Raw genomic sequence first — 24,329 nt, 5'->3', positions numbered from 1 at the left:
CTCGACGCGGTATCCGGGTCTACCACTGGCGCGGTAGGGGTCAGCGGGCGAGCAGCCCGGCGAGGATCTCCAGCGGTGCCCGCGCGAACCGGGGCTCGACGGCCTGGTCCGGCGGGCCCAGCGCCCGGTCCCACGTGAGTGCGCGGGCGGCCCTCGCGACCCGGCACGCGATGGCCATCTCCGCCACCAGCTCGGCATGGGGGGCGAGATCGGCGAAGACGCGCAGGTAGGCGTCGCGGGCCGCGCGGTCGGCCGGCCCGGCCAGCATGCTCGTGAACGGGTGTGCGACCACGCTGTCGCCCCAGTCGTGGAAGAGCAGGGCGCCGTCCCCGCGGGTCAGGACGTTGCGGGCGTGCAGGTCGTTGTGGTCGAGGCTCGCGGGCACGGCTGATGCCGCCAGCAGCTCGCACCAACCGACGAAGGCCGGGCCCATCGCCGCCACGCGCCCCAGGACCTCGCGGTCGTCGTCGTGTTCCACCCGCCGCCCGAGGGCGGCGACGGCCTCGTCGAAGCGCTGGGGCATCAGGGCGGGGCGCATGTCCGGCACCCCAGCGGCGAGCAGCGCGTCTACGTGTGGGGCGAGGGCCCGCTGCAGCCTCGCGTAGGTCGGGAGGGCGGCGGCCATCGCATCCGGCCCGTCCAGGGGGCGCCCGCCGTCGGCGAGCAGCAGCCTGCCGTGCTCGACGTCCGCCGCGATCACGCGCGGCACGTCGTCGGGCACGACCCGGGCCAGCACGCGGTAGAGGGGGACCTCGTAGCGGGTCTGGCGCCCGGGGATCTTGAGCCAGACCGGTCCCGCGGTCGTGGGCGCCGTCAGCACGGTGCCCCACGGGCGCTCGCGCGGGCGGGTGACCTCGCCGGTACGCGCGATCCCGGCGGCGGCGAGCCGCTCGTCGAGCCACGCCACGAGGGCCTCCACCGGACGCAGCTCCTTCCCTCGAGCACCCACCGCCGACCGTGACGGCTCCCCGGGTGAGGATCGGGGGGTGACGAGCGAACTGAGTGTGCCGGAGCTACTCGCACTCGACCGCGAGCACGTCTGGCACCCCTACGCGCCGATGCCCGGTGTGCGGCCCCCGTACCTGGTGGAGTCGGCGGCGGGCGTGCGGCTGCGGCTCGCCGAGCCCGTCGACGGGGTGCGCGAGCTGGTGGACGGGATGGCGTCGTGGTGGTCGGCGATCCACGGTTACGCCCACCCCGTGCTGGACGAGGCCGTCCGCGACCAGCTCGGCCGGATGAGCCACGTCATGTTCGGCGGGCTCACCAACGAGCCCGCCATCCGGCTGGCGCGGACGCTGGTCGAGATCACGCCCGATCCGCTCCAGCACGTCTTCCTGGCCGACTCCGGATCGGTGTCGGTCGAGGTCGCGATGAAGATGTGCCTGCAGTACTGGCGCTCCCGGGGACGGCCGGAGAAGTACCGGATGCTGACCTGGCGTGGCGGCTACCACGGCGACACCTGGCAGCCGATGTCCGTCTGCGACCCGGAGGGCGGGATGCATCAGCTCTGGGCAGGCGCATTGCCCGAGCAGGTGTTCGCCGACGCCCCGCCCACCGAGTTCGAACCCGCGTACGTCGAGCATCTCGCGGCGCTACTCGGCCGGCACGCGGACGAGGTGGCGGCCGTGATCGTCGAGCCCGTCGTGCAGAACGCCGGGGGCATGCGGTTCCACTCGCCGCGCTACCTGCAGGCATTGCGCGAGCTGGCGACGCAACACGGCGTGCTGCTGGTCTTCGACGAGATCGCCACCGGCTTCGGGCGCACCGGAGAGCTCTTCGGCGCCGACCACGCCGGGGTCAGCCCGGACGTCATGTGCGTCGGCAAGGCGATGACCGGCGGCTACCTCACCATGGCTGCCGCGCTGTGCACCCCCGAAGTCGCGGCCGGGATCTCCCGCGGCGAGGTGCCGGTGCTCGCCCACGGGCCGACGTTCATGGGGAACCCGCTGGCCGCCGCCGTGGCGAACGCGTCGATCGGCCTGCTGCTCGAGCAGGACTGGCGGGGCGAGATCGCCCGGATCGAGAAGGGTCTGCGGGACGGCCTGGAACCGGGGCGCAGCCTCCCCGGGGTGCGGGACGTGCGCACGCTCGGCGCGATCGGGGTGGTGCAGCTCGACCACGAGGTCGATGTCGCTGCGGCGACCGCGGCCGCGGTGCGGGAGGGCGTGTGGCTGCGTCCCTTCCGCGACCTCGTCTACACGATGCCGCCCTATGTCACCGGCGACGAGGACCTTGCCAGGATCACGTCAGCGGCGCTGGTCGCGGCGCAGGCGGGGTAGCTCGACAAGTCCGCTGGACGAACCGGCCGCGCGCGTGTCAGGTTGGCTGGGTGCGGATCGCTGTCACGGGAGCGGCAGGAGGGTTCGGGCGGCATGTCGTCGCACGGGCCCTGCTCGCCGGACACGATGTCGTCGCCATCGACCTCCCGGCGGCCGTGCCGCAGGACGACGGCCACGAGGCCGGCGCGGTCGAGTGGCGCGCGGCCGACCTCGTCGCGATCGACGAGGTACGCCCGGCGCTCGCCGGGGTGGAGGCAATGGTGCACCTCGCCGCGATTCCCAGCGCGCATGCGCTGCCGGAGCCGCAGGTGCACGCCGTCAACGTCAGCAGTACGTACAACGTCCTGCTGGCTGCCGAGGAGCACGGCCTCGACGCCGTCTGCAGCGCGTCGAGCGTCAACGCGATCGGGGGGATCTTCAGCGCCCGTCCCCGCTACGACCGGTTCCCCGTGGACGAGGAGCACCCGACCTACTGCGAGGACCCCTACGGCCTCTCGAAATGGATCGGCGAACAGCAGTCGGCCTCCTTCGCCAGGAGGCGGCCGGGCGTGCCGTTCTCCGCATTGCGGCTGCACGCCCTTCGCGACGACTACGAGTCCGCCGTCTGGTCCGCCGCGGAAGACGAGTTCCGCTGGCGTGACCTGTGGGGCTGGGTGTCGTTCGACTCCGCCGCGGCGGCCGTCCTGCTCGCGTTGCACCGCGGCCACCCGGGGCATTCGGTCTACAACATCGTCGCGAAGCGCACCGGGAGCAGCACCCTGTCCGCCGAGCTGGCGCGGCACTGGCACCCGCAGGTTCCGATCGAGGGGTCCCTAGCGGGGACAGCAGGCTTCTACTCCACCGAGAAGGCGCTCGTCGAGCTCGGCTGGGACGCAGGCGACGAGCACCCCGCGATCTCGGACGGGGAGCGTTCCGAGAGTGCGGTTCCGCGTTGAGGATGGCTGAGGGACTGCTGAGGGTGGCGGACCTGGCGCGGAACAATCCGATAGGCACCTATCGTTTAGCTGACGGGAGCGTGCCGACCGGGCACGCGTCGTCGGGGAGGGTTTCTCTTGTCTGAGACAGCCATGACGGAGGAGCGAGAGCTGCCCGTCCACATGCGCCGGACCACCTTTGATCCTGTGGCGGAGCTCGGCGAGATGCGCGAGGGGCCCGGGATCGCCCGCGTCACCACGATGTTCGGCCACGAAGCCTGGCTCGTGACGCGCTTCGCGGACGTCCGCGAGGTGCTGGGCGACGCGGAGCGGTTCAGCAACTCCCGCGTCATGGAGATGCGCAGGCCACCGGGCATGTCCGACATGACCGACGAGGAGCTGGCCCAGGCGCGTGCCGGCAACCTGCTGGCGCACGACCCGCCCGACCACACTCGGCTCCGGCGCCTGCTCACGCCGGAGTTCACCGTTCGCCGGATGCGCCGGCTGGAACCCCGCATCCGCGAGATCGTCCAGGAGCACCTCGACGCGATGGAGCGGAAGGGCCCGCCGTCGGACCTCGTCGCCGACTTCGCGCTGCCGGTCCCCTCGCTGGTGATCTGCGAGCTGCTCGGGGTGCCCTACGCCGACCGCACCGAGTTCCAGGAGCGCAGCACCCGCCTGCTGGACCTGTCGGTGCCGATGAAGGAGCGGATGCGGCTGAGCCGGGAGTCCCGCGCGTACATGGCTGACCTCGTCGCGAAGGCCCAGGCTGAGTCGGGTGAGGACATGCTCGGGATGCTCGTGCGCGAGCACGGGAACGACGTCACCACCGACGAGCTCATCGGCATCGCCTCGCTGCTGCTCATCGCAGGTCACGAGACCACGGCCAACATGCTCGGGCTCGGCACGCTCGCCCTGCTGCGCCACCCGGACCAGCTCGCGCTCGTCCGTGACGATCCGGAGCGCGTGGACCCCGCCGTCGAGGAGCTGCTGCGCTGGCTGAGCATCGTCCACTCCGGCACGGCGAAGATGACCACCACCGACGTGGAGATCGCCGGGCAGCACATCGGCAAGGGCGAGGTCGTGATGCTTGCGCTGCCCGCCGCGAACCGCGACCCCGCACTGCTGCCCGACCCGGACAAGCTGGACGTCACCCGCGGTGTGATGGGACACGTCGCGTTCGGGCACGGCATCCACCACTGCCTCGGCGCGCCGCTCGCGCGGATGGAGATGCGCATCGCGTTCCCGGCGCTGCTCCAGCGGTTCCCGGACCTGCGGGTCACGGCGGAGGAGCCGGACTTCCGCTCGTTCAACGTGATCTATGGTCTGACGAAACTGGAGGTGGAGTGGTGAGTGCGGAGCAGCTTCACGTGCAGGCCGACCGCGATGTCTGCATCGGGGCCGGGATGTGCGTGCTGACGGCAGGCGCGGTGTTCGACCAGGACGACGACGGCATCGTGGTGGTCGTCGACGAGACGCCTGCAGACGAGGACGCCGCACGGCAGGCCGTCGCGAACTGCCCGTCCGGCGCGCTGTCGGTCACCACCGGCGTGAAGCAGAACTAGCGACGGCCGGGCTGTCGGGTCGGCCGCTGTTAGCGTGCCCCGGTGCATGTGCAACCGCGTCGTGCGGACGCGCAGCGCAACTCCGCCCGTGTCGTTCGCGCTGCGATCCTCGCGTTCGAGGAGGTCGGCGCCGCGGTGTCGCTCGACGAGGTCGCGCAGCGGGCCGGCGTCGGCATCGCCACGCTGTACCGCCTGTTCGGCGGGCGCGACGGGCTGATCAGGGAGGCCTTCACGACGTTCTTCGTCGAGGAGGTCGAGCCGCTCGCGCTTGCCGCGCGGGCGGCCGAGGACCCGGGTGATGCACTGGCCACGGCCCTCGTGCGCACCCTGGACGCGTTCGCCACCCACCGCGTGCTCCTCGGCATCGCGAGGGAGACCGGCGCCGTCACGGTGACCGTCGCCGAGCGGTACCTGCACCAGCTCGGCGACGTCCTCGTGGCGGCGCAGCGCGCCGGGCGCGTGCGCCCTGACATCACGGTCCGCGACCTTGCCGCCGTGGTCGTGATGGCACTGGCCACCGCCCGCGCCGACGACCCAGCGAACGCCGACCCGCGCCGCTACCTCGCCCTGCTCATGGCCGGCATGCGCCCGTCCGACGATCCCCTGCCGCCGCCGGCGTCGACGGGCTTCGGAGCCCGAGCCACACGGGACTCACGGGACTGCACCAGCGCGTGACGGTGAGCGTCAGCTCTGGGGAGTGCCGTCCGGGCCGATCACGCGGAAGCCGGTGTAGGGCACGAGCACCTCGGGGATGACCACCGAGCCGTCCGCCTGCTGCTGCTGCTCCAGCAGCGCCGCCATCGTGCGCCCGATGGGGAGGCCGGAACCGTTCAGCGTGGCCGCGAACGCTCGCTGCCCGTCCTTCGTCCTGGTGCGGATGGCGGCGCGCCTGGCCTGGAACGTGCCGGTGTCCGAACAGGACGAGATCTCGCGGTAGGTCTCCTGGCTCGGCAGCCACACCTCGATGTCGTAGGTGATCTGTGCGCTGAAGCCGAGGTCGCCGGCCGCGAGGCTGACGACCCGGTAGGCCAGGCCGAGCTCCTTCAGGCACGCCTCGGCGTGCCCGACCATCGTCTCCAGCTCGCTGCGCGAGTCCTCCGCGCGGCTGATGCGCACCAGCTCGACCTTGCTGAACTGGTGCAGCCGCAGGATGCCGCGGGTGTCGCGCCCGTACGACCCGGCCTCCGACCGGAAGCACGGCGTCCACGCCGTGTACGCGTACGGCAGCTCCTCCGCGGGGAGGGTCTCGGCGGCGTGCAGGTTGGTGAGCGGGACCTCCGCCGTTGGGATGAGGAAGAGCTCGCGGTCCGCGACACCGGTGCGGAACAGGTCCTCCTCGAACTTCGGCAGCTGGCCGGTGCCGGTCATGGTCTGCCGGTTCACCAGGTGGGGTACCGAGACCTCCTCGTACCCGTGCCGGCCCGTGTGCAGGTTGAGGAAGAACGTGGCCAGCGCCCGTTCCAGCACGGCCCCGGCGCCTCGGGTGACCGTGAAGCGTGAGCCCGAGAGCTTGGCCGCGCGGGCGAAGTCGAAGATCCCCATGGCCTCGCCGAGGTCCACGTGGTCGCGGGGCTCGAAGTCGAACGACGGGGGCGTGCCGTGTCTGCGGACCTCGACGTTGAACTGCTCGGACAGTCCGTCCGGGACATCGTCGGCGGGGAAGTTCGGGATGCTGAGGAGGAGGTCGCGCAGCTCGGCCTCGACCTTCTCGCCCTCGGCCTCGATCGCGCGAATCTGCTCCTTGAGCACCCGCGCGTGCTCCTTCAGTTCGGTCGCATCTCCTCCGGAGGCGGCGGTCTTCCCGACCTCACGGGCGACCTGCTTGGACTCCGCCCGCAGCTCGTCCGCACTCTTGATCGAGGAGTTCCGCCGGGTGAACAGCTCTTCGATCGTGGTGAGGTCGAGTGCATAACCCCGCCGAGCCAGGCGTCGGACAGCGTCCTCGCCCAGGTCGAGCAGGGTGCGGGCATCGTGCATCAGCTGCAGCCTTCTCGTAGTGGAAGCGTGCCGTTCCTGGTGGCGCGCGTACAACGACGGTAGCGCACCTCCGAAAGGCGCTCCCGGCATTGCCGCCAGAGCTACCTGAGGGGGAGTCCCTCGATCAGTGCGCCCGCACCGTCCTCTTCGGCGATGCGCCCGGCCAGCTCGCGGGCGCGCGCCGCGAAGGACGGTTCGCCCGTCGCAGCGCGGAGCGCGTCGGCGAGGGCGCCGGCATCGAGCCGGTGGTAGGGGAGCGACCGCGGGGCGACGCCGAGCGCGACGAGCCGGTTGGCCCAGAACGGCTGGTCGGCCGCCAGCGGCGTGGGGACAGCTGGTACCCCGGCGCGCAGCCCGGCCGCCGTGGTCCCGGCGCCACCGTGGTGCACGACGGCGGCCATCTGCGGGAACAACCAGTCGTGGGGTGTCTCGCCGATGGCGAGCACGTCGTCGCCGGCACCGGCGAGCCCGCCCCAGCCCTGCTGGAGCACCCCGCGCAGCCCCGCGCGCCGCAGCGCCGTCAGCACCAGTTCGCCGAGCTGCGCGGCATCGCCGCCGGACATGCTGCCGAAGCCGACGAACACCGGCTTCGGGCCGGAGGCGAGGAAGTCCACGAGGCGCTGGTCGGGTTCCCACCCCGGCGTGCGCTCCGGCCACCAGTAGCCGACGGTCCGCCGGTGCGGCGGCCAGTCCACCGGGGACGGGAGCACGGTCGGGCTGATTCCGTAGAACACGGGCCAGTGGGTCTCGTCGAGGTGACGAAAGAATGCGCCGGGTGTCGAGGACGGCAGGCCGAGGCGGGCGCGCAGGCCGTTCACGGCGTTACGGAACGGCAGCATGCCCAGTGTGCGGGCGGCACGTGCGGCCGTCCGGTTGCCCCACCGGCCGAGCGAACGGGTGGTGACGAGCCACGGCGGGAACTCGCCCGTCGGGTCCATGGGCTGCAGGTACACGCCCGCGCTCGGGATGCCCTTGCCCTCGGCGACGTGCACGCCGAGCCAGCCCATCGCCGAGGTCAGCACAATGTCGGCGCCATCCACGGCCGCTTCGGTGGCCTCGGCCATCGTCACCCAGTGCCGCGCGTACATCCGGATGAACCGGCCCATCGCGAGCGGCGAGGTCCGGAGCACCTGTTGCCCCTCCGTCGAGCCGAGCTCGTCGCGGATGTCCATCGGCAGCGGCCGGAAGTCGAGCCCTCGCTCGCGCACCATCGCCTCGAACGGCGCGTGCGCGGCGATGGCCACCTCGTGTCCGGCGGTCCGCAGCCGCGTCCCGAGCCCGGTGTACGGCCCCACGTCGCCCCACGTGCCCACCGCGACGATCACGATCCGCATATGTTCCCCCTCGAAACCGATCTTCCCCTCTTCCTCTAGCCGGCGCCACGTGCGCAGGCGTGACAGGCGACAGATAGGTGACTAAGTTGTCACACATGTCGACGTCCGGACGGCCGAGCTGGCTGCCGGCCGGACGGGTTGTGTGGTCGCACGGCCCCACTGACGGATCATTGCTCCATGGACGGCGACGTGGCGGTGGTGACCGGGGCGGGATCAGGGCTCGGACGGGTGGTGGCGGCCGGCCTGCTCGGCGCGGGCTACCGGGTGGCGCTTGCCGGGCGCCGCCGTGACGCGCTGGAGGAGACGGCCGCTGGTCACGCCCAGGCGTTCGTGATGCCCACCGATGTCGCGCACGCCGAGTCGGTCGCGCAGCTCTTCGGCGCGGTCCGCCAGACCTGGGGCCGGGTGGACCTGCTTGTCAACAACGCGGGGATGTTCGGCCCCGCAGGTTCGGTCGACGAGATCAGCGTGGAGGACTGGAACGCCACCGTGGCCACGAACCTCACCGGCTCGTTCCTCTGCGCTCGGGAGGCGTTCGCGGCGATGCGCGCGCAGGAGCCGCGGGGCGGGCGGATCATCAACAACGGGTCGATCTCGGCGCACACCCCGCGTCCGGGCAGCGCCGCCTACACCGCCACCAAGCACGCGATCACCGGGCTGACGAAGTCGCTCTCCCTCGACGGCAGGCCGTACCGGATCGCCTGCGGGCAGATCGACATCGGCAACGCCGCCACCGAGATGACGGCAGGGATCGCGGTGGGCGCGCGGCAGGCCGACGGCAGTGTGCGCCCGGAGCCGACGTTCGACCCGGCGCACGTGGCGGACGCGGTGCTGATGATGGCGCGGCTGCCGCTCGAGGCGAACGTCCAGTTCATGACGATCACGGCGACGGCGATGCCGTTCGTGGGCCGCGGCTGAAGGGCGGTGTCGAAATCGCCTCGTCCGCTCCGAGGTACCGGCGGGCTGGCTCGATACGGCGGCAGCGCCCCTGAGGGTGCGCCCCCTGCGCCATGCGCCTGGGTCAGTGGGCGCGCACCATCCCGCCGTCGCAGCGCACCTGCTCGCCGGTGACGTACCCGGCTCCGGCCGAGGCGAGGAACGTGACGACCGCCGCGAACTCCTCCGGGGTGCCGTAGCGGCCGGCCGGTATCGACGCCTCGGAGCGGGCCCGCGCCTCGTCGACGCTGATGCCGGATCGCTCGGCGTTGGCCCGGTCGAGCACACCGACCCGGTCGGTGTCGATGCGGCCGGGCAGCACCATGTTGACGGTGACGCCGTCGGCGGCCACCTCGGCGGCGAGCGTCTTGAGGTAGCCCGCCAGCGCGGCGCGGGCGGCGTTGGAGGCGACGAGCCCGTCGATCGGCTGCTGCACCCCGCTCGACCCGACCGCGACGATCCGGCCGAACCCGCGCTCGCGCATGCCCGGCAGGGTGGCCGCGACGAGCCGCTGGTGGGGATGCACGAGCAGCTCGATCGCCACCGTGAGCTGCTCCGGGGTGAAGTCTTCGGCCCGGCCCGGCGGCGGGCCGCCGCCGTTGAGCACGAGCACGTCCACGGGGCCGAAGCGCCCCTCGGCGGCTCCGATGAGCGCCGCGGCGGCGCCGTGATCGGTCAGGTCGACCTCCACGCCGACGGCCGACGGCAGCTTCTCCGCCTCGGCGCGCACGAGATCTCCGCGCCTCCCGCCGAGCACGACGTTGGCACCCTCCGCGGCGAGCGCGCGGGCGACGGCAAGGCCGAGGCCCGTGCTGGCGCCGGGTACGACGGCGGTGCGTCCCTTCAGTCCGGTGTCCATGGCCCGAGTCAACCATCGTTGTTCCCAAGCCATCGGCCCGGTTCCGCGGTCAGACGGGGGTCAGCGCGACGAGGTCGGGGGCGAACGTCAGCTCGGCGGCAGTGCGGTCCTGCAGCTCGTCGGCGGAGACCCCGGGCACCAGCTCCCGAACGAGGAACCCGGAGTCCGTCACGTCGAGCACGGCGAGGTCGGTGTAGATGCGGTCCACCACACCCGCGGCGGTGAGCGGGTAGGTGCACGCCGGCAGCAGCTTCGGCCTGCCGTCCTTCGTGGTGTGGGAGGTCATCACCAGCACGCGCCGCGCTCCGACCGCGAGGTCCATCGCCCCGCCGACGGCCGGGGGCATAGTCGCCTCGTCCGTGGCCCAGTTCGCGAGATCGCCGCGCTCGGACACCTGGAAGGCGCCGAGCACGGTGATGTCGATGTGGCCCCCGCGCATCATCACGAAGGCGTCCGTGTGGTTCATGTAGGCCCCGCCGGGGAGGAGCGTGACGGGCTGCTTCCCCGCGTTGATCAGCGCCGGGTCGCCGGTGCCCGGCTCGGGCGCCGGTCCCATCCCGAGGATCCCGTTCTCGCTGTGGTAGACGATCTCGCGGTCCGCCGGGACGACGTCGGCGACGAGCGTCGGCAGCCCGATCCCCAGGTTCACGTAGGAGCCGTCGGGGATGTCGAGGGCCACCCTGCGGGCCATTTCGATGGGTGCGAGCTTCACGCGGACACCTCCACCACGCGGTCGACGAAGATCCCGGGGGTCACGATCGCCTCCGGGTCGAGTGCGCCCAGCTCCACGAACTCGCGCACCTGCACCACGGTGAGGGCCGCCGCTGTTGCCATCACGGGACCGAAGTTGCGGGCCGCGCTGTGGTAGACGATGTTGCCCCAACGGTCCGCGCGGTCGGCCTTGATCAGCGCCACATCGGCGGGCAGCGGCTTCTCGAAGACATGCCGCCGTCCGTCGATCACCCGAACCTCCTTGCCGTCCGCGAGCGGCGAGTCGGCACCGGCGGGGGTGAAGAAGCCGCCGAGGCCGGCCCCGGCCGCGCGCATCCGCTCGCTGAGCGTGCCCTGCGGCACCAGCTCGAGCTCGATCTCACCCGCCCGCCAGAACTTTTCGAACCAGACCGACCCGGCCGACCGCGGGTACGAACAGACGATCCTGCTGACCCGGCGTTCCCGGATCAGCGCCGCGATGTCGGTCTCGCCGCTGCCCGCGTTGTTGGTGACGATCGTGAGGTCGCCCGCGCCGAGCTCCAGGAGCGCGTGCACGAGTTCGACCGGCACACCGGAGTTGCCGAACCCGCCGATCAGCACCGTGGAACCGTCCTTCACGCCTGCCACGGCCTCGGCGAGCGTCGGTACCCTCTTGTCGATCAATGCTTCTCCTTCGCGCGGTACCACCGGGGGGACGTCGACGGGGGCGGGGTCAGTACGGCTCGCACAGCCACGAGGTGCGGGCCGTCGGTGTCGAGGCTCTTCGTGAGCGCGGCCTCGAACGCGCTGCCGAAGCCGTCGACGGTCTCGGCCGGCACGCCGAACGCGGCCGCGAGCGCGCCGAAGTCGGGTGTCACCAGGTCGACTCCGCGCGTGGGGACCCCGGCCTGTACCTGGTCGAAGCGCAGCATCCCGTAGCCGCCGTCGTCGACGAGCACCAGGGTGAGCGGCAGGCGCTCCTGCACGGCGGTGGCCAGCTCGCCGCACGCGAACAGGAAACCGCCGTCGCCGACCACAGCGACGGCCCTGCCCGTGCCTGCCGCGGCCGCACCGAGCGCGGCGGGAAAGGCGAAGCCGAGCGTGCCCCAGCCCATCGGGTATGCGAACCTTCGCGGTCCCGGTACCTGGTGGAACGCCGCGAGCCAGTACCCCGCGATGCACATGTCGGCGAGGACCGTGGCGTCGGGAGGCAGCAGCCGGTGCAGCGCGTCGAGCAGGAGCGCCGCCTGCGGCTCCTCGTCGCGCACGAGGGCCGTGACGGCTGCGCGCAACCCCGCGATGCTCGAAGCGAGCTCGCCGTGTCCGTCCCGCTGGGGCACCGCCTCGGCGAGGCGTTCCGTCACGGCCCTCGCGTCGCCGGTAAGGACGTGGTCGGGCCGGTAGTTCTTCCCAGCGTCGGCTGCGTCGATGTTCACGGCGAGCAACGCGGGCGGCTGCGGCATCCGCCAGTTCTGAGTGGTCATGCCATCGAAGTCGCTCCCGATGGCGATGACGAGGTCGGCCTTGTCCCATACCGCGCCGATCGCGGGGACGTGGGCCGGGCCCGGCACGAGGCACGGGTGGTTCGGCGGCAGCACGCCGCGGCCGTTGTAGGTCGTGATCACCGGGGCGGCGAGCCGTTCCGCGAACCGGCCCACGGCGTCGCCCGCGCCCGCGCGCAGCGCCCCGCCGCCCACCCAGAGCAGCGGACGCTCGGCCCGCGCGACGAGCGCCAGCGCCGCGGCGAGATCGGGTTCCGGCGGGCCCGCGGGCAGCGGCGCGGCCGGTGTGCGCTCCGCGACCGGCGCGTTAAGCAGGTCCGTCGGCACTCCCAGGTAGACCGGCCCCGTGGGCGCCCGCAGCGCCGTCCGCCCTGCCGCCAGCACGTCGGCGTAGAGGTCGGCGGCAGCGACAGAGGTCGTGGCCGCCTTGGTGACCGGCGCGAACATGGCCGCCTGGTCGCGCGTCTCGTGGAGCACGCCCCGGTACACGCCGGGACGTCGAAGCGTCGACGGAATGTCCGTGGCGATCACGAGCACCGGCGCACCGGATGTCATCGCCTCGCCGGTGGCGCCCAACGTGTTGGCCGCGCCGGGGCCGGTCGTCACGACCGCGACCCCGAGTTTCCCGGTGGCCCGCGCGTAGCCGTCCGCGGCGTACGCGGCCGCCTGCTCGTGCCGCACCCCGACCAGCCGGATCCCGGCCGCCGCGCACGCTTCCCAGACGGGCAGGTTGTGCACGCCCGGCAGCCCGAACGCCAGCTCGACGCCCAGCTCGCGCAAGGCGTCGACCAGCCCGGTCGCTCCGCGGTCCGCCCCGACCTCAGCCACCGGCCACTCCCTGGAACGTCTGCTCGGTCTCGGTGAACAGCGCCGCGAGCTGTGCCGCTCGTCGAGGCCGTGGCCACCGAGTTTCCCCCAAGGAGGGGGTCAGCACCTCCTGGTTGCCGTTGAACGGGAGAACTGTGAGCGGCACCTCGTAGAGCTGGGGTGTTGATCGCGAGTATCGGTTGTCCACGGCCCCTCGAAGGGCCACCGGCAACCGATACCCGTCAGTCGCCCGCAAGTCCCGCCGCGATGAACTGCCGCGCCTGCTTCGCCAGGTCCATGCCGTCCGTCCACAGGTCCCGCCACACGGCGAGCCGGTCGGAGAGATCCGGCGATACGACAGCCCGCGAGAACGACTCGAACGTGACCGGGCCCGTGTAGCCGGAGCTCTTCAGCGCGCCGAAGAACGCCGGGAAGTCGATGGTGCCCGTACCGAGATATCCGCGGTGCGACTCGCCGATGTGCACGTACCCGAGCTTGTCTCCCGCCTCCACGACGGGCGCGACGAAGTCCCGCTCCTCGATGTTGGCGTGGTAGACGTCCAGGTGCACGACGACGTTCGGCTCGCCGACCTCCTCGATCACGGCGAGCGCGTCCGCCACGGTGTTGATCGCGTTGGACTCGTACCGGTTCACCGGCTCCAGCCCGACCGTCACCCCGTGGTCGGCGGCGGCGCGGGCGAGCCGCTTCAGCCCGGCGATCATGTTCTCGCGGCCGCGCGGGTGGAGCGGGTGGTCGTACTTCGCGAGCGCCGAGTAAACCGCGCCGCCGAGGTAGTCGCCGCCGATGCCTGCCACGACCGCGAGCGCGTCCGCGAGCTTCGCGTCCCCGCGCCGCATGACGTCGGGGTCGGGGGAGGAGATGTCGGCGTCGAGATCGAGCCCGAGCGAGCAGACACCCCGCACGCCGTGGTCGGCCAGCACGGCACGGGTGTGCCCGGCGTCGATGGCGGCCGGGTCGAGCGCGGGGATCTCGATCAGGTCGTACCCGGCTTCCCTGGTGCTGCGGACAGCGTGCTCGCACTCGGTGCGGGACCAGCCGCCCGCCCACACGAGCGCATGGATGCCGAGTGGGTTTCTGGGCGGGTTCATATGACCTCCGGTGATCAAGTGCGGGAGCGGCCGAGCATCGCGCGCCGCGCGGACTCGTCGGGCCGGCAGGCGAGCTCGCGGGCGTGCTGCGGGTCGAGCGGGGCCGGGGTGCCGGCGGCGAGCGCCACCCCCCGGACGCGGGCGGCCTTGACCGCCATCGTGGTCACGGTCTCGACCTCACTCGCGGTGGAGCCGAGGGCCACGATCCCGTGGTTGCCCAGCAGCACGAGCCGGGGCGGCGTGCCGTCGCGGTCGAGCCGGTCGCGGATCGCCGCGTGCACGGCGAGCCCGAGCGCGATCCCCGGCGTCGCGTACGGCACCCAGACCGGCTCCCCGAGCATCACGGCCTCGTCCGGGAAGAACGGGGCCGACCACAGGGCCTCCGCGTCGGTCACCGCCAGCAGCCCCACGACGGCAGTCGGGTGCGTGTGGGCCACCCAGGTCGCGCCTGCCGCGAGCGCGGCGACGTGCACGAGCGTCTCGATCGACGCCCGCGCGTCCCCGGCCGCCAGCAGGCCGGTCAGGTCGGCCTGGTCGGTCTGGTCGGCCGCCCCGCCGTCCAGCACGGCAAGCAGCTCGGCCAGCTCGCCCACGACGAAGTGCTCCGCCTCGGCGGCGTCCATCCGCGCGCCGCTGGCCTTGACGGCGAACCGGTCGCCGTCGAGTCGGGTCGACGTGTTTCCCTCGGCCAGCACCACCAGGTCGGCGGCCGGGTCGCCGAGCCTGCGGGTGAGCGCCACCAGCTCGGCCGGCACGTCCGACGGCCGGGCCGCGAACGTCACGAGAGCCGCCCGTAGCGCCGGAGCGCCAGCGTGTTGAGCAGCGCCGACAGCACCAGCACGAGCCCGAGCGCCAGGAGCTGGTACCGGCTGCCCTCCGAACCCTCGAAGGCCAGCAGCATCCCCGCGTTCAGCCACGTGACGAGCAGCGCCGCGACGAGCACGCCCCCGACGCGGCCGATCCCACCCTGGATGGCCACCCCACCCAGCACCGCCACTGTGATCGCCGGCAGTGCCATGCCGTTGCCCACCGTGCCGGCGTCGGGCCGGGCAGAGGCGAACTGCGCGACGGTCACCAGCGCCACGACCCCCGAGAGCAGCCCGGAGATGACGTAGGCGCTGAACCGCGTGCGGGTGACCCGCTGCGTGGCGTACCCGGCGGCGACGTCGTTGGTGCCCACCGCGTACAGCGAGCGCCCGTAGGTCGAGCGGGAGAGCAGCACCCACGCGAGCACCGCGCACGGCAGCAGGATCGTGAACACGTGCAGCGGTACCGGCGGCAGCAGCGGCAGGTCGACGTTGCGGGTGAGCCCGTGCAGCGCCACCACCGGCGGGGTGGAGATGGGGGCGTTGGCGTTGCTGACCAGGGCTATCGAGCTGTAGGCGTAGTACGTGGCGAGCGTCGCGATCAGCGCGGGGAATCGCAGGTACGCCACGAGCGCCCCGTTGACGGCGCCGAGCAGCGCGCCCACGGCGATGCACGCCACCACCGAGGGCACCAGCGGCCACCCCCACACCCCCACCGTCAGCCCGAAGACCATCCCGGCGAGCGACACGATCGCCCCGACGGACAGGTCGATCCCGCCGCGGCCGGAGACGATCACGAACAGCTCGGCCATGGCGAGCAGCGCGAACGGCACCATCGACTCGAGCGCGTTGCCCAGGTACCGCACGTCGTAGGGCGCCACGAGGTAACCGCCGTCGCCGAGCACCCGGAACCACACCACCACGACGACGAGCAGCACTGCGAGCAGCACCACGCGCTCGGTCAGCGCGACCCGCAGCACCCGCGCGGGGAGGCTCTCGCCGCGCTCCTCCCTGCCGTTCACGGGTGTGGGAGGCACCTGCGTCTCGGTCATCGTGTGCTCCTCCGCCGCTCACGCAGCAGGTCGACCCCGACCGCCACGAGGATGAACAGCCCGATGAACAGCTGCGTCAGCTCGCTTGGCCAGCTCAGCAGCGTGACGGCGCTGGTGACCGTGCCGACGAGAAGTGCGCCGAGCAGCGTTCCCAGCACCGTGCCGCGGCCGCCGATGATGCTCGTTCCGCCGATCACGACGGCCGCGATCACACGCAGCTCCAGCCCGCTGCCGACGTTCTGCTGCACCAGCCCGCCGCTGCCGATCAGCACACACGCCGCGAGCCCGACGCAGGCTCCCGTCAGCACGTAGGCGCTGATCTGTCGCCGCCGCACCCGCACCCCGGCCAGGCGCGCGGCCAGCGCGTCGCCGCCGACGGCGTAGAGGTGCCGGCCGGTGGCCCAGAACCGCATGTAGGCCCACATGCCGGCGGCGAGCACGAGTGTCAGCCACCACGCCGTCGGCACGCCCAGCAGGCGCCCTTCGGCGCCCCCACCGATCGGGGAGAACGTGCCCGGCACCCCCGCCACCTGCTCGCTGCCGAAGATCTGCAGCGCGACGAACCGGTAGATGTTCAGCGTCCCGAACGTGACGATGATCGGGTGGATGCCGCCGTAGGCGACCAGCAGCCCGTTGACGGCGCCCAGCACGAGCCCGCTGACGATCGCGACCGCGAGTGCCGGCACGAACGCGAGGCCCGCGTCCCGCACGAGCAGTGCGATCACCACCATCACGACCGCGGCCTGGCTGCCGACCGAGACGTCGATCCCGGCGGTGACGATCACCGCGGTCATACCGATCCCGATCAGCGCGATCGGGGCGACCGTGAACAGGATGTTCTGGATGTTGCCCGAGGTCAGGAACGTGTCGGTGGCGACCGAGAGCACGACCCACAGGAGCCCGGTCACGGCGATCAGCGCGAGCTCCTGACCTTCGATCGCCCGCACCCGGCGCCGGCGCCGGACCTGCTTAGGGGCGGTCGCGGTGGCGGTCACCGGTCGCCCCCGTCCGCTCTGGCGCCGACCACGGCGGGCGCCCCGCCGTCGTCGCCCGCCGCGGCGGCGAGCACGTCGGCCTGGCTCGCGCCGCGCCCGAACTCCCGCACCACCGCGCCGCGCCGCACGACCAGCACCCGGTCGGCGATCTGGAGCACCTCCGGCAGATCTGTTGAGATGACGAGAACTGCGCTGCCGCCGTCGGCGAGCTCCAGCACCAGGCGGTGGATCTCCTCCTTGGCGCCCACGTCCACGCCCTGCGTCGGTTCCTCCAGCAGCAGCACCCGCGGCGCCCGCACGAGCTGCCGGGCGAGCACGACCTTCTGCTGGTTGCCGCCCGACAGCGCCCCGACCACCGTGTCGGGGCTAGGGGCCTTGATCGCGATGCGCTTCAGGAAGTCGAGCGCGATCGACCGTTCTTTGGCGCGGTCGAACCAGAAGCCCAGCCGGGCGAGGTGGCGCAGGTGGGCACTGCTGATGTTGAACGCGATCGACTTGTTCGCGAACACCCCCTGCTGCTTGCGGTCGCCGGGGAGCATCGCGATGCCGGCGGCGGCCGCGTCCTGCGGGCTGCGCAACCGCACCTCGCGCCCGTCCACCCGCACGGCGCCCGTGTCGGCCGGGGTGATCCCGTAGAGCGCCCTGGCAATCGGGCTCGTGCCCGAACCGACCAGGCCGTACAGCGCGACGACCTCGGCCGGGCGCACCTGGAGGTCGAGCCCCTCGAAGGCGCCCGTCCGGCCGAGGCCTGCCACGTCGAGCACGGGGTCACCGGCCGGAACCGCCCGGTCGGTGGCCCTCGTGCTCAGCTCGTGCCCGACCATCAGCTCGGCCACCTGCCGCACCGACAGCTCGCGCGTCGGCCGGGTCGCCACCACCGCCCCGTCGCGCATGACGGTGACCCGGTCGCTGATGTGTGCCAGCTCGTCGAGGCGGTGGGAGATGTAGACGATCCCGACGCCGGCCGCGCGCAGGTTGCGCACCACACCGAACAGCACCTCGATCTCGCGGTCGGTGAGGATCGCCGACGGCTCGTCGAGGATCAGCACCTTCGCCGAGTGCGCGAACGCCTTGGCGATCGAGACGAGCTGTTGCTCGGCCACCGGGAGATCGGCGACGCGCACGTCGCCGATCTCCGGGTCCAGCCCGATCTGCGCCAGCAGCTCGCCCACCCGCGTGCGCTGGGCCGTCCAGTCGACGCGCCCGCCGGCCCGCAGCTCGCGTCCGAGGAACACGTTCTCGGCTACCGTGAGCTCGCCGAACAGGTGCGGCTCCTGGTAGACGGTCGCGATACCGGCCGCCATCGCGGCTTGGGTACTGCCACCGGCGAGCGGGACACCGTCCACTTCGACAGTGCCCTCGTCGGCGACCTCGGCCCCGGACACGATCTTGATCAGCGTTGACTTGCCGGCGCCGTTCTCGCCGACGAGCGCGTGCACCTCGCCGGCGAGAACCTCGAAGTCCGCGCCCCGCAGCGCGCGCACCCCGCCGTAGCGCTTCTGCACGCCCCGCAGCTCCAGCAGCACGTGGGGCGATGAGTGGGACATCAGTACTTGTACTGGTCGACGTTGTCCGTGGTGATCCGCAGCGGGTCGCCGAGCAGCAGCATCTTGTCCGAGTCGGTCCACTGGACGGCGTTGAGCTGCGGGTTGACGCTGTTCGTCTGTTGGAACGGGGTGCCGGAGGCGAGCTGCTTGCCGGCCCACGCGGTCAGGTAGCCGAGCTGCTCGACGTCCCACAGGATCGCCGCGGACGACGAACCGTTGTCCAGGTACTGCTTCATCGACTGCGGCGTGCCGAGCCCGACGGTGAAGACCTGCCCGACCTTGCCCGCCTCGGTGACGGCCTTCGCGACGCCCGGCGCCGATGCCGTGCACTCGCCGACGAGGCCGGTGAGGTCGGGGTGGGCGTTCATGAGGTCCTTGGCCATGGAGACCGACTGCGCCTCGTCCTCACCCGCGTAGACGACGTCCACGATCTGGGCGTTCGGGTACTTCTGCGCCGTGACCCGGCGCTGGACCTCGATCCAGGAGTTCAGGTTCGCCGCGGTCTGCCCGCAGGAGACGATCGCGTACTTGCCCTGGCCGCCCATCGCCTCGAGCAGCGAGTCGGTCAGCGCCGTGCCGATGCCCTCGGCCGTCGCCTGGTTGACGAACGCCTCGCGCACCGAATTGGGCGCGTCGGTGTCGCTGGTCATCACATGAATGCCGGCGTCCTTGGCCTCCTGCAGCACCGGGGCCATCGAGTCGGGGTCGTTCGGGGCGACCACCAGCACGTCGACGCGCTGCTGGATCAGCGAGTTCACGATCTCGGTCTGCGCACCCGGGTCGGCGGTGGAGGCGCCGCGGTAGATCCAGTCGATGCCCAGCTCCTGCGCGGCGCGCCGGCCGCCAGTGTTCATCGCCTCGAAGTAGGGGATCCCCTGCAGCTTCGGCACGAACGCCACAGTCACGCGGTCCGCCGAGGCACCACCTCCGCCGCCGCCCGCACCGGCGTCGGGGTTGCGCTGCGTGCAACCCGTGAGCGCGGTCAGCGCTGCCAGCGCCACGGCCGCGACGGCCGTAGCCGAGCGTCTGCTGAGCGTCGTCGATCGCATGATCGCTCCTTTCCTCGTCCGCCTCACGCGGACGTGCCGGCCATCTCGTCGTCCTGCGCGATACGCGCGAGGAACTCCTGGTAGATCCCGTCCCAGCCGTCGCCCGACCGCGGTTCGAGGTGCTCGACCGGCTCGCCCGCCCGCACCACCTCACGCGCCTCGGCGAGCCCCGCCAGCTCGCCCAGCGCCACGAGTTGCACGAGCGCGTTGCCCAACGCGGTGGTCTCCACGGGCCCCGCGACCACCGGGAGGCCCGTGACGTCCGCGGTCAGCTGGTTGAGCAGGGTGTTGCGCGCGCCGCCGCCGACCACGTGCACCTGCGGCACCGGCCGGCCGGTCACGTCACCCACGGCCGTGACCGCCGTGCGGTAGCGCAGGGCCAGGCTCTCCAGCACACACCGGGCGATCCCGCCGACGCCCTCCGGCTCCGGCTGCCCGGTCCGGCGGCAGTACGCGCGGATGCGCGCGGGCATGTCGCCCGGTGCGAGGAAGTCGGGGTGGTCGATGTCGACGTGGCTGCCCCGCGCGGGTTCCTCCTCGGCCCGCGCGACGATCTCCGTGTACGTCAGCAGCACACCCTCTTGCTGCCATTGCCGCCTGCACTCCTGCAGCACCCACAGACCGGTGACGTTGCGCAGCAGCCGGTTGGTGCCGGACACCCCGCCCTCGTTGGTGAGGTTCGCCGCCCTGGCCGCCGGGGTCACCACCGGCGCGGTCGTCTCACCCCCGACGAGCGACCACGTGCCGGACGAGACGTACGCCGCGTCCGGGTGCGTGAACGGCACCGCCGCCACCGCCGACGCAGTGTCGTGGCTGCCCGGCAGGATCACGCGAGCGTGCTGGTAGGCGGAGTGGTCGACCGCGCCGGTGCGCACCGGCCCGAGGTCGGTGCCCGGCTCGACGACCTCGGGGAGCAAGTGTGTGGGGATGCCCAGGTCGTCGAGCAGTCCCGTGGCCCACCGCCTGCCGCTGACGTCGTAGGCGCCCGTGGTGGTGGCGGCCGTGAACTCCGCGACGGCGCTGCCGGAGAGGCGGCGGTGGAACAGGTCGGGCACCATCAGCAGCCGCGCGGCCCTGGCCAATCGGTCCTCGGCCACGTCGGCGAGCAGCTGGTAGATCGTGTTGCACTCCAGCAGCTGCGTGCCGGTCTCGTCGTAGAGCCGCTCCCGCCCCACGCGCGCGGCGGCCTCCGCCAGGAGACCGTTCGTGCGCGGGTCGCGGTGGGAGACCGGGCGGTCGATCACCCGGCCGTCGCCGTCGAGCAGGCCGTAGTCGATGCCCCAGGTCGCGACGCCGACGCTGTCGATCCGGCCGGCGGCCTGCCCGGCGTGCCCGAGCCCGTCGGCGATCTCGGCCCACAGCCGGTCGACGTCCCACCGCAGGTGGCCGTCCACCTCGGTGGCACCGTTCGGGAACCGGTGCACCTCCTGCAGATCGATGCGTTTCCCGTCGAAGCGGCAGAGGACAACCCGCCCGCTCTCGGCGCCGAGATCGACCGCCGTCACCGTCCGGTGGCTCACGCCGCACCTCCGGCCGCCGCCTCGACGGGCACGCGGTGCACGGCGACACCGAGCCCGGTGAAGCCCGCCAGCGCGTCTGGCGGGGCGCCGTCGTCGGTGTAGAGGGCGGTGATCCGGTTCGTCGGGGCGAAGCTGTGCAGGGCGAAGCGGCCGATCTTGGTGGAGTCGAAGAGCCCGTAGAGCTGCGTGCAGGCGGCGGCGAGCCTGCGCTTCACCGCGGTCTCCTCGACCGAGAGCTCCATCAGCCCGTGCTCGCGGGAGATCGAGCGCACGCCGAAGAAGCCCATCGCGAGCCGGCCGCGGCTCATCACGACGTCGCCGAAGTCCCCGACCACCGACCATGAGGACCGGCGCAGCGTGCCGCCGGGAAGCACCACGGTGACGCCGGAGTCGCTGAGCAGTTCGGCCGCGCGCAGCCCGTTGGTGACGACGATCAGGCTGCGCCGCCCGCGCAGCTCGTGGGCCAGGTAGTAGCAGGTGGTGCTGCAGTCCAGCGCGATCGCCGCGCCGTCGGGGACGAGGCCCGCCGCTGCTCTCGCGATCGCGGTCTTCGCCGCGGTGCCGTGCCGCAGCCGCATCTCGAACGCGCCCTCGTCGGCGCCTTCGGCGCTGACGGCCCCACCGCGCACGCGGACGAGCAGGTGACGGCGCTCCAGCACCTCCAGGTCCTTGCGGATCGTCACCGCGGTGACGCCGAAGCTGCGGACGAGGTCGGCCACACTCACCCGGCCGTCGGTGTCGAGCAGGCGCAGCACCTCCTGCTGCCGCTCGTGCTCCGCGATGCCCGCCATTGGACCCACCCCCCGCGCCGGTGACCCGGGTCACCTAGGGCGGACCCTAGGAAACATGCGCGCAACACGTCAATGAACGAGCGAGAACGCGGTGGTGCGTCACTTTCGTTTGCCTTCGGTCTACTTTCGCTGGTGCGCCGTAGCCGCTTTCGGCGGGGCGCGCCGGTCAGGCGCTCGACTCGTGGTCCCGCGGACGCGCGCGCGAAACTTCGTGGGCGATTGCTGCGGAGGGTCAGGGCTCGGTATGGAAGGCGAGGCCCTCCCGGCTGCACCCGATCGATCCGCTGCCGTAGGCGCCGGTGTCGGCCATGCAGGCCCAGCCCTGGACCACGAGGTAATGGGCGGTGCCCTCCGACATGGTCGGGGCGTCGCGGTAGTAGTCGGTGATCACGTTGATCGCCTCGGTGCATCCGACCCGGCCCGCCGGGGTGTCGTCGGCGATCAGGTCGACCTGGTCGCCGCCGCTCGGGCCCACCCCGCCGCAGCTCACGGACTCGACGCCCGGTTCGGCCGCGCTGCTGGTGACGGCCGGGGCGGTCGGGCCCGCCGTCGTCGGCGCGGCAGCCGATGTGGCGGTCGGGGGCGCCGGAGCGGCGGCCGGCAGGCCCGCCGCGGGCTGGGCCGCGCACGCCGCCACCAGCCCGGTTGCGGCGAGCGCCAGGCCGATGGCCGGGAGTGATGGCGGACGGAGTCGCATGATCAGGAGTATCGCGCTCCGCAGCGGGACGGGTACTCAGGGACCCATCCGTTACAGAAATGTCTTACCGCAGTCTTGACGTGTGGGCGTCCTCGGTGGAAATTTTCACCCACCTCGCCGTGCCTCGAAAGGTTTCCCATGTCCCTCACCGCTGGATCGGACCCGTCCGTGGAGACGGGTTCCGGCCAGTTGCTGGTGCACATGCGCAGCGTGCTGCCCGGTCTCGCCGGGGCCCTGCGGCAGGTCGGGAACGTGATCCTGGAGGACCCGGCATGGGCTTCCCGGGCCACCATCGTCGAGCTGGGGGAGCGCAGCGGCACCTCGCCCGCCACCGTCACCCGCTTCTGCCGGAGCGTCGGGCTCGGCGGCTACACGGAGCTGCGGGTCGGCATCGCCACCGAGATCGGCCGGGCCGACCAGGCCGGCTGGGAGGTGGGCATCGGCGCCGACGTGCTGCCGACCGACCCCATCGAACGCGTGCTCCGCACCCTGCTCGCCGTCGACCTGCAGGCCATGCACGAGACGGCGGCCGGGCTCGACCTGCGCACCATCGAGGTGGTGGTCGACGCCCTCGTCGCCGCCCGCCGCGTCGACTTCTACGGCGTCGGCGGCAGCGCCGCAGTATTCGAGGACATGCAGATGCGGATGCACCGCATCGGCATTGCTTCGTGGTCGTGGTCGGACGTGCACAACGGCCTGACGAGCGCTGCCCTGCTCGGCCGCGACGACGTGGCCATCGGCCTGTCGCACAGCGGGCGCTCCAAGGAGACCGTCGAGATGCTCGCGCAGGCCAAGGCCAGCGGGGCGGCCACGGTCGCGATCACGAACTTCTCGACCTCGCCCATCGCCGAGGTGGCCGACCATCTGCTGTGCACGTCGGTCCGCGAGACGTCGTACAGGTCGGGCGAGATGTCGGCCCGGCACTCCCAGTTCCTCGTGCTGGACCTGCTCTACCTCGCCGTCGCGCAGCGCACCCACGAGCGGGCGAAGGACACCTTCGCCCGCACGGCCGACGCCGTAGCGCAGCACCGCACGCCGTACGAGCCGCGCGGCCGCAGCGCCCGTCCCGCCGACCCGCAGCGAGGTGCCTGATGCCGAACCCCGGAGTCTCCGCGCCCGCCTTCGCGGCTGCGGCGGAGGAGGCGGTGCGGCGGGTCGCCACGAGCCAGGCCGGGGCCGTCAGCAAGGCCGCGGGCCACCTGGTCGAAGGCCTGCGCGCCGGTGGGGTCGTGCAGGCCTTCGGCACAGGCCACTCGCAGGCGCTGGCGATGGAGATCTCCGGCCGGGCCGGTGGCCTCGTGCCGACGAACATGATCGCCATCCGCGACCTCGTGCTGCTCGGCGGCGAGCCGCCGGGCGTGCTGTTCACCGACTACCTCGAACGTGATCCGGCCGTGGGGAGGCGGCTCTACGACCTCACCGGTCCGCACCCGGCCGATGTGTTCGTGATGGCGTCGAACTCGGGCGGCAACGGCTCCGTGGTCGAGCTCGCCCACGCGGTCAAGGAGCACGGCCACCCGCTCGTCGCGGTCACCTCGATGGCCCACACCTCGCGGGTGACCTCCCGGCACCCGTCGGGGCTGCGCCTGTTCGAGCTGGCCGACGTCGTGCTCGACAACGGCGCGCCCTACGGCGACGCGGTCCTGGACGCGGGCGGCACCGCCGTATGCGCGGTCTCGTCGATCACGGCCGCGCTGCTCGCGCAGATGGTGGTGGCCGAGGTCGTGCGCACCATGCTCGCCGCCGGCGAGACCCCACCCGTCTATCTCTCGGCGAACGTGCCGGAAGGCGACGCCCACAACTCCGCGCTTGAAGCGCGCTACGCGGGCCGCATCCGCCGTCCGGCCTGAAGACGCAGTCCGGCCAGGTGGCCGAAAGAAGACCCGAAGCATCGACCAGG

General features: G+C 72.4%; 25 protein-coding genes. 8 read left to right on the top strand and 17 right to left on the bottom strand.

Features of this window, described 5'->3' with window-relative positions; translation table 11 throughout:
- Nucleotides 1-40: 40 nt before the first annotated feature.
- On the bottom strand, nucleotides 41-919 hold the full coding sequence (locus ABD143_RS04815) for an aminoglycoside phosphotransferase family protein (protein WP_343971815.1): 879 nt from the start codon (nucleotides 917-919) through the stop codon (nucleotides 41-43).
- Between the two features lie 67 nt (nucleotides 920-986).
- Here ABD143_RS04815 and ABD143_RS04810 point away from each other — a divergent pair, with 67 nt between their 5' ends.
- From ABD143_RS04810 to ABD143_RS04790, 5 genes are all read left to right on the top strand, one after another.
- Nucleotides 987-2,279: an adenosylmethionine--8-amino-7-oxononanoate transaminase gene (locus ABD143_RS04810; protein WP_379659596.1), complete on the top strand. Its 1,293-nt coding sequence runs from the start codon at nucleotides 987-989 to the stop codon at nucleotides 2,277-2,279.
- A gap of 50 nt (nucleotides 2,280-2,329) precedes the next feature.
- A complete protein-coding gene (locus tag ABD143_RS04805; protein WP_343971814.1) occupies nucleotides 2,330-3,214 on the top strand; it encodes an NAD-dependent epimerase/dehydratase family protein in 885 nt (294 codons plus the stop codon).
- 132 nt (nucleotides 3,215-3,346) lie between these two features.
- Nucleotides 3,347-4,546, top strand: coding sequence for a cytochrome P450 (locus ABD143_RS04800; RefSeq protein ID WP_343971813.1), 1,200 nt, complete (start codon nucleotides 3,347-3,349; stop codon nucleotides 4,544-4,546).
- Entirely contained in the window at nucleotides 4,543-4,758 is a 216-nt protein-coding gene (locus tag ABD143_RS04795) for a (4Fe-4S)-binding protein (RefSeq protein WP_379659595.1), read from the top strand. The genes ABD143_RS04800 and ABD143_RS04795 overlap by 4 nt, the downstream gene beginning before the upstream one ends.
- Before the next feature lie 42 nt (nucleotides 4,759-4,800).
- Complete coding sequence (locus tag ABD143_RS04790) at nucleotides 4,801-5,433, top strand: TetR/AcrR family transcriptional regulator (RefSeq protein ID WP_343971811.1); 633 nt, start codon at nucleotides 4,801-4,803, stop codon at nucleotides 5,431-5,433.
- Between the two features lie 9 nt (nucleotides 5,434-5,442).
- Here ABD143_RS04790 and serS read toward each other — a convergent pair whose 3' ends face one another.
- Together serS and ABD143_RS04780 are read right to left on the bottom strand one after the other, a co-directional pair.
- Nucleotides 5,443-6,735 carry a serine--tRNA ligase gene (gene serS, locus ABD143_RS04785; RefSeq protein WP_343971810.1) on the bottom strand — a complete coding sequence of 431 codons (1,293 nt, stop codon included), beginning with the start codon at nucleotides 6,733-6,735 and terminating at the stop codon, nucleotides 5,443-5,445.
- A gap of 101 nt (nucleotides 6,736-6,836) precedes the next feature.
- The gene (locus tag ABD143_RS04780; protein ID WP_343971808.1) at nucleotides 6,837-8,069 is read right to left on the bottom strand and encodes a glycosyltransferase; all 1,233 of its coding nucleotides are present in this window, start codon (nucleotides 8,067-8,069) and stop codon (nucleotides 6,837-6,839) included.
- A 177-nt stretch (nucleotides 8,070-8,246) separates the two neighbouring features.
- Here ABD143_RS04780 and ABD143_RS04775 point away from each other — a divergent pair, with 177 nt between their 5' ends.
- Nucleotides 8,247-8,987 carry an SDR family oxidoreductase gene (locus ABD143_RS04775; RefSeq protein WP_343971807.1) on the top strand — a complete coding sequence of 247 codons (741 nt, stop codon included), beginning with the start codon at nucleotides 8,247-8,249 and terminating at the stop codon, nucleotides 8,985-8,987.
- Nucleotides 8,988-9,090: 103 nt separating this feature from the next.
- Here the strand turns inward: ABD143_RS04775 and ABD143_RS04770 are convergent, their stop codons facing one another.
- The 14 genes from ABD143_RS04770 to ABD143_RS04705 all read right to left on the bottom strand — a co-directional run bounded on the left by ABD143_RS04770 (nucleotide 9,091) and on the right by ABD143_RS04705 (nucleotide 22,429).
- Nucleotides 9,091-9,864: an SDR family oxidoreductase gene (locus tag ABD143_RS04770; RefSeq protein WP_343971806.1), complete on the bottom strand. Its 774-nt coding sequence runs from the start codon at nucleotides 9,862-9,864 to the stop codon at nucleotides 9,091-9,093.
- Between the two features lie 49 nt (nucleotides 9,865-9,913).
- Entirely contained in the window at nucleotides 9,914-10,576 is a 663-nt protein-coding gene (locus ABD143_RS04765; protein ID WP_425563738.1) for a 3-oxoacid CoA-transferase subunit B, read from the bottom strand.
- Nucleotides 10,573-11,238 (bottom strand): 3-oxoacid CoA-transferase subunit A, encoded by a 666-nt coding sequence (locus ABD143_RS04760; RefSeq protein ID WP_343971805.1) that lies wholly within the window; start codon nucleotides 11,236-11,238, stop codon nucleotides 10,573-10,575. The genes ABD143_RS04765 and ABD143_RS04760 overlap by 4 nt, the downstream gene beginning before the upstream one ends.
- Nucleotides 11,235-12,884, bottom strand: a complete 1,650-nt coding sequence (locus ABD143_RS04755; protein ID WP_343971804.1) for a thiamine pyrophosphate-binding protein — start codon at nucleotides 12,882-12,884, stop codon at nucleotides 11,235-11,237. The genes ABD143_RS04760 and ABD143_RS04755 overlap by 4 nt, the downstream gene beginning before the upstream one ends.
- Nucleotides 12,877-13,071, bottom strand: coding sequence for a hypothetical protein (locus ABD143_RS04750; RefSeq protein ID WP_343971803.1), 195 nt, complete (start codon nucleotides 13,069-13,071; stop codon nucleotides 12,877-12,879). Before ABD143_RS04750 ends, ABD143_RS04755 begins: the two co-directional genes overlap by 8 nt.
- Before the next feature lie 34 nt (nucleotides 13,072-13,105).
- The gene (locus ABD143_RS04745) at nucleotides 13,106-13,972 is read right to left on the bottom strand and encodes a sugar phosphate isomerase/epimerase family protein (protein WP_343971802.1); all 867 of its coding nucleotides are present in this window, start codon (nucleotides 13,970-13,972) and stop codon (nucleotides 13,106-13,108) included.
- 14 nt (nucleotides 13,973-13,986) lie between these two features.
- A complete protein-coding gene (locus ABD143_RS04740) occupies nucleotides 13,987-14,754 on the bottom strand; it encodes a class II aldolase/adducin family protein (protein WP_343971801.1) in 768 nt (255 codons plus the stop codon).
- Nucleotides 14,751-15,830 carry an ABC transporter permease gene (locus ABD143_RS04735; RefSeq protein ID WP_343971800.1) on the bottom strand — a complete coding sequence of 360 codons (1,080 nt, stop codon included), beginning with the start codon at nucleotides 15,828-15,830 and terminating at the stop codon, nucleotides 14,751-14,753. The genes ABD143_RS04740 and ABD143_RS04735 overlap by 4 nt, the downstream gene beginning before the upstream one ends.
- Nucleotides 15,827-16,825: an ABC transporter permease gene (locus ABD143_RS04730; RefSeq protein WP_343971799.1), complete on the bottom strand. Its 999-nt coding sequence runs from the start codon at nucleotides 16,823-16,825 to the stop codon at nucleotides 15,827-15,829. Before ABD143_RS04730 ends, ABD143_RS04735 begins: the two co-directional genes overlap by 4 nt.
- On the bottom strand, nucleotides 16,822-18,372 hold the full coding sequence (locus tag ABD143_RS04725; protein ID WP_343971798.1) for a sugar ABC transporter ATP-binding protein: 1,551 nt from the start codon (nucleotides 18,370-18,372) through the stop codon (nucleotides 16,822-16,824). Before ABD143_RS04725 ends, ABD143_RS04730 begins: the two co-directional genes overlap by 4 nt.
- The gene (locus tag ABD143_RS04720) at nucleotides 18,372-19,421 is read right to left on the bottom strand and encodes an autoinducer 2 ABC transporter substrate-binding protein (RefSeq protein ID WP_343971797.1); all 1,050 of its coding nucleotides are present in this window, start codon (nucleotides 19,419-19,421) and stop codon (nucleotides 18,372-18,374) included. The genes ABD143_RS04725 and ABD143_RS04720 overlap by 1 nt, the downstream gene beginning before the upstream one ends.
- Nucleotides 19,422-19,444: 23 nt before the next feature.
- Nucleotides 19,445-20,941 carry a rhamnulokinase gene (locus ABD143_RS04715; RefSeq protein WP_343971796.1) on the bottom strand — a complete coding sequence of 499 codons (1,497 nt, stop codon included), beginning with the start codon at nucleotides 20,939-20,941 and terminating at the stop codon, nucleotides 19,445-19,447.
- Nucleotides 20,938-21,732: a DeoR/GlpR family DNA-binding transcription regulator gene (locus ABD143_RS04710; protein ID WP_343971795.1), complete on the bottom strand. Its 795-nt coding sequence runs from the start codon at nucleotides 21,730-21,732 to the stop codon at nucleotides 20,938-20,940. The genes ABD143_RS04715 and ABD143_RS04710 overlap by 4 nt, the downstream gene beginning before the upstream one ends.
- A 232-nt stretch (nucleotides 21,733-21,964) precedes the next feature.
- A complete protein-coding gene (locus tag ABD143_RS04705; protein ID WP_343971794.1) occupies nucleotides 21,965-22,429 on the bottom strand; it encodes a hypothetical protein in 465 nt (154 codons plus the stop codon).
- Between the two features lie 138 nt (nucleotides 22,430-22,567).
- On the opposite strand from ABD143_RS04705, the gene ABD143_RS04700 reads away from it, so the two are divergent.
- A complete protein-coding gene (locus ABD143_RS04700; RefSeq protein WP_343971793.1) occupies nucleotides 22,568-23,521 on the top strand; it encodes a MurR/RpiR family transcriptional regulator in 954 nt (317 codons plus the stop codon).
- Complete coding sequence (locus ABD143_RS04695) at nucleotides 23,521-24,279, top strand: sugar isomerase domain-containing protein (RefSeq protein WP_343971792.1); 759 nt, start codon at nucleotides 23,521-23,523, stop codon at nucleotides 24,277-24,279. The genes ABD143_RS04700 and ABD143_RS04695 overlap by 1 nt, the downstream gene beginning before the upstream one ends.
- Nucleotides 24,280-24,329: the final 50 nt, after the last annotated feature.

This window comes from Pseudonocardia aurantiaca, assembly GCF_039526725.1.
Lineage (GTDB): Bacteria > Actinomycetota > Actinomycetes > Mycobacteriales > Pseudonocardiaceae > Pseudonocardia > Pseudonocardia aurantiaca.
The sequence above is the reverse complement of the archived record's forward strand: the minus strand, read 5'-3'. Positions and strand labels throughout refer to the sequence as shown.

Bases quoted from the DNA above. Each gene is read 5' to 3' on its own strand.
- ABD143_RS04800 (WP_343971813.1), top strand. From the start codon at position 3,347: ATGACGGAGGAGCGAGAGCTGCCCGTCCACATGCGCCGGACCACCTTT.
- serS (WP_343971810.1), bottom strand. From the start codon at position 6,735: ATGCACGATGCCCGCACCCTGCTCGACCTGGGCGAGGACGCTGTCCGA.
- ABD143_RS04780 (WP_343971808.1), bottom strand. From the start codon at position 8,069: ATGCGGATCGTGATCGTCGCGGTGGGCACGTGGGGCGACGTGGGGCCG.
- ABD143_RS04775 (WP_343971807.1), top strand. From the start codon at position 8,247: ATGGACGGCGACGTGGCGGTGGTGACCGGGGCGGGATCAGGGCTCGGA.
- ABD143_RS04770 (WP_343971806.1), bottom strand. From the start codon at position 9,864: ATGGACACCGGACTGAAGGGACGCACCGCCGTCGTACCCGGCGCCAGC.
- ABD143_RS04745 (WP_343971802.1), bottom strand. From the start codon at position 13,972: ATGAACCCGCCCAGAAACCCACTCGGCATCCATGCGCTCGTGTGGGCG.
- ABD143_RS04735 (WP_343971800.1), bottom strand. From the start codon at position 15,830: ATGACCGAGACGCAGGTGCCTCCCACACCCGTGAACGGCAGGGAGGAG.
- ABD143_RS04725 (WP_343971798.1), bottom strand. From the start codon at position 18,372: ATGTCCCACTCATCGCCCCACGTGCTGCTGGAGCTGCGGGGCGTGCAG.
- ABD143_RS04720 (WP_343971797.1), bottom strand. From the start codon at position 19,421: ATGCGATCGACGACGCTCAGCAGACGCTCGGCTACGGCCGTCGCGGCC.
- ABD143_RS04710 (WP_343971795.1), bottom strand. From the start codon at position 21,732: ATGGCGGGCATCGCGGAGCACGAGCGGCAGCAGGAGGTGCTGCGCCTG.
- ABD143_RS04705 (WP_343971794.1), bottom strand. From the start codon at position 22,429: ATGCGACTCCGTCCGCCATCACTCCCGGCCATCGGCCTGGCGCTCGCC.
- ABD143_RS04700 (WP_343971793.1), top strand. From the start codon at position 22,568: ATGTCCCTCACCGCTGGATCGGACCCGTCCGTGGAGACGGGTTCCGGC.
- ABD143_RS04695 (WP_343971792.1), top strand. From the start codon at position 23,521: ATGCCGAACCCCGGAGTCTCCGCGCCCGCCTTCGCGGCTGCGGCGGAG.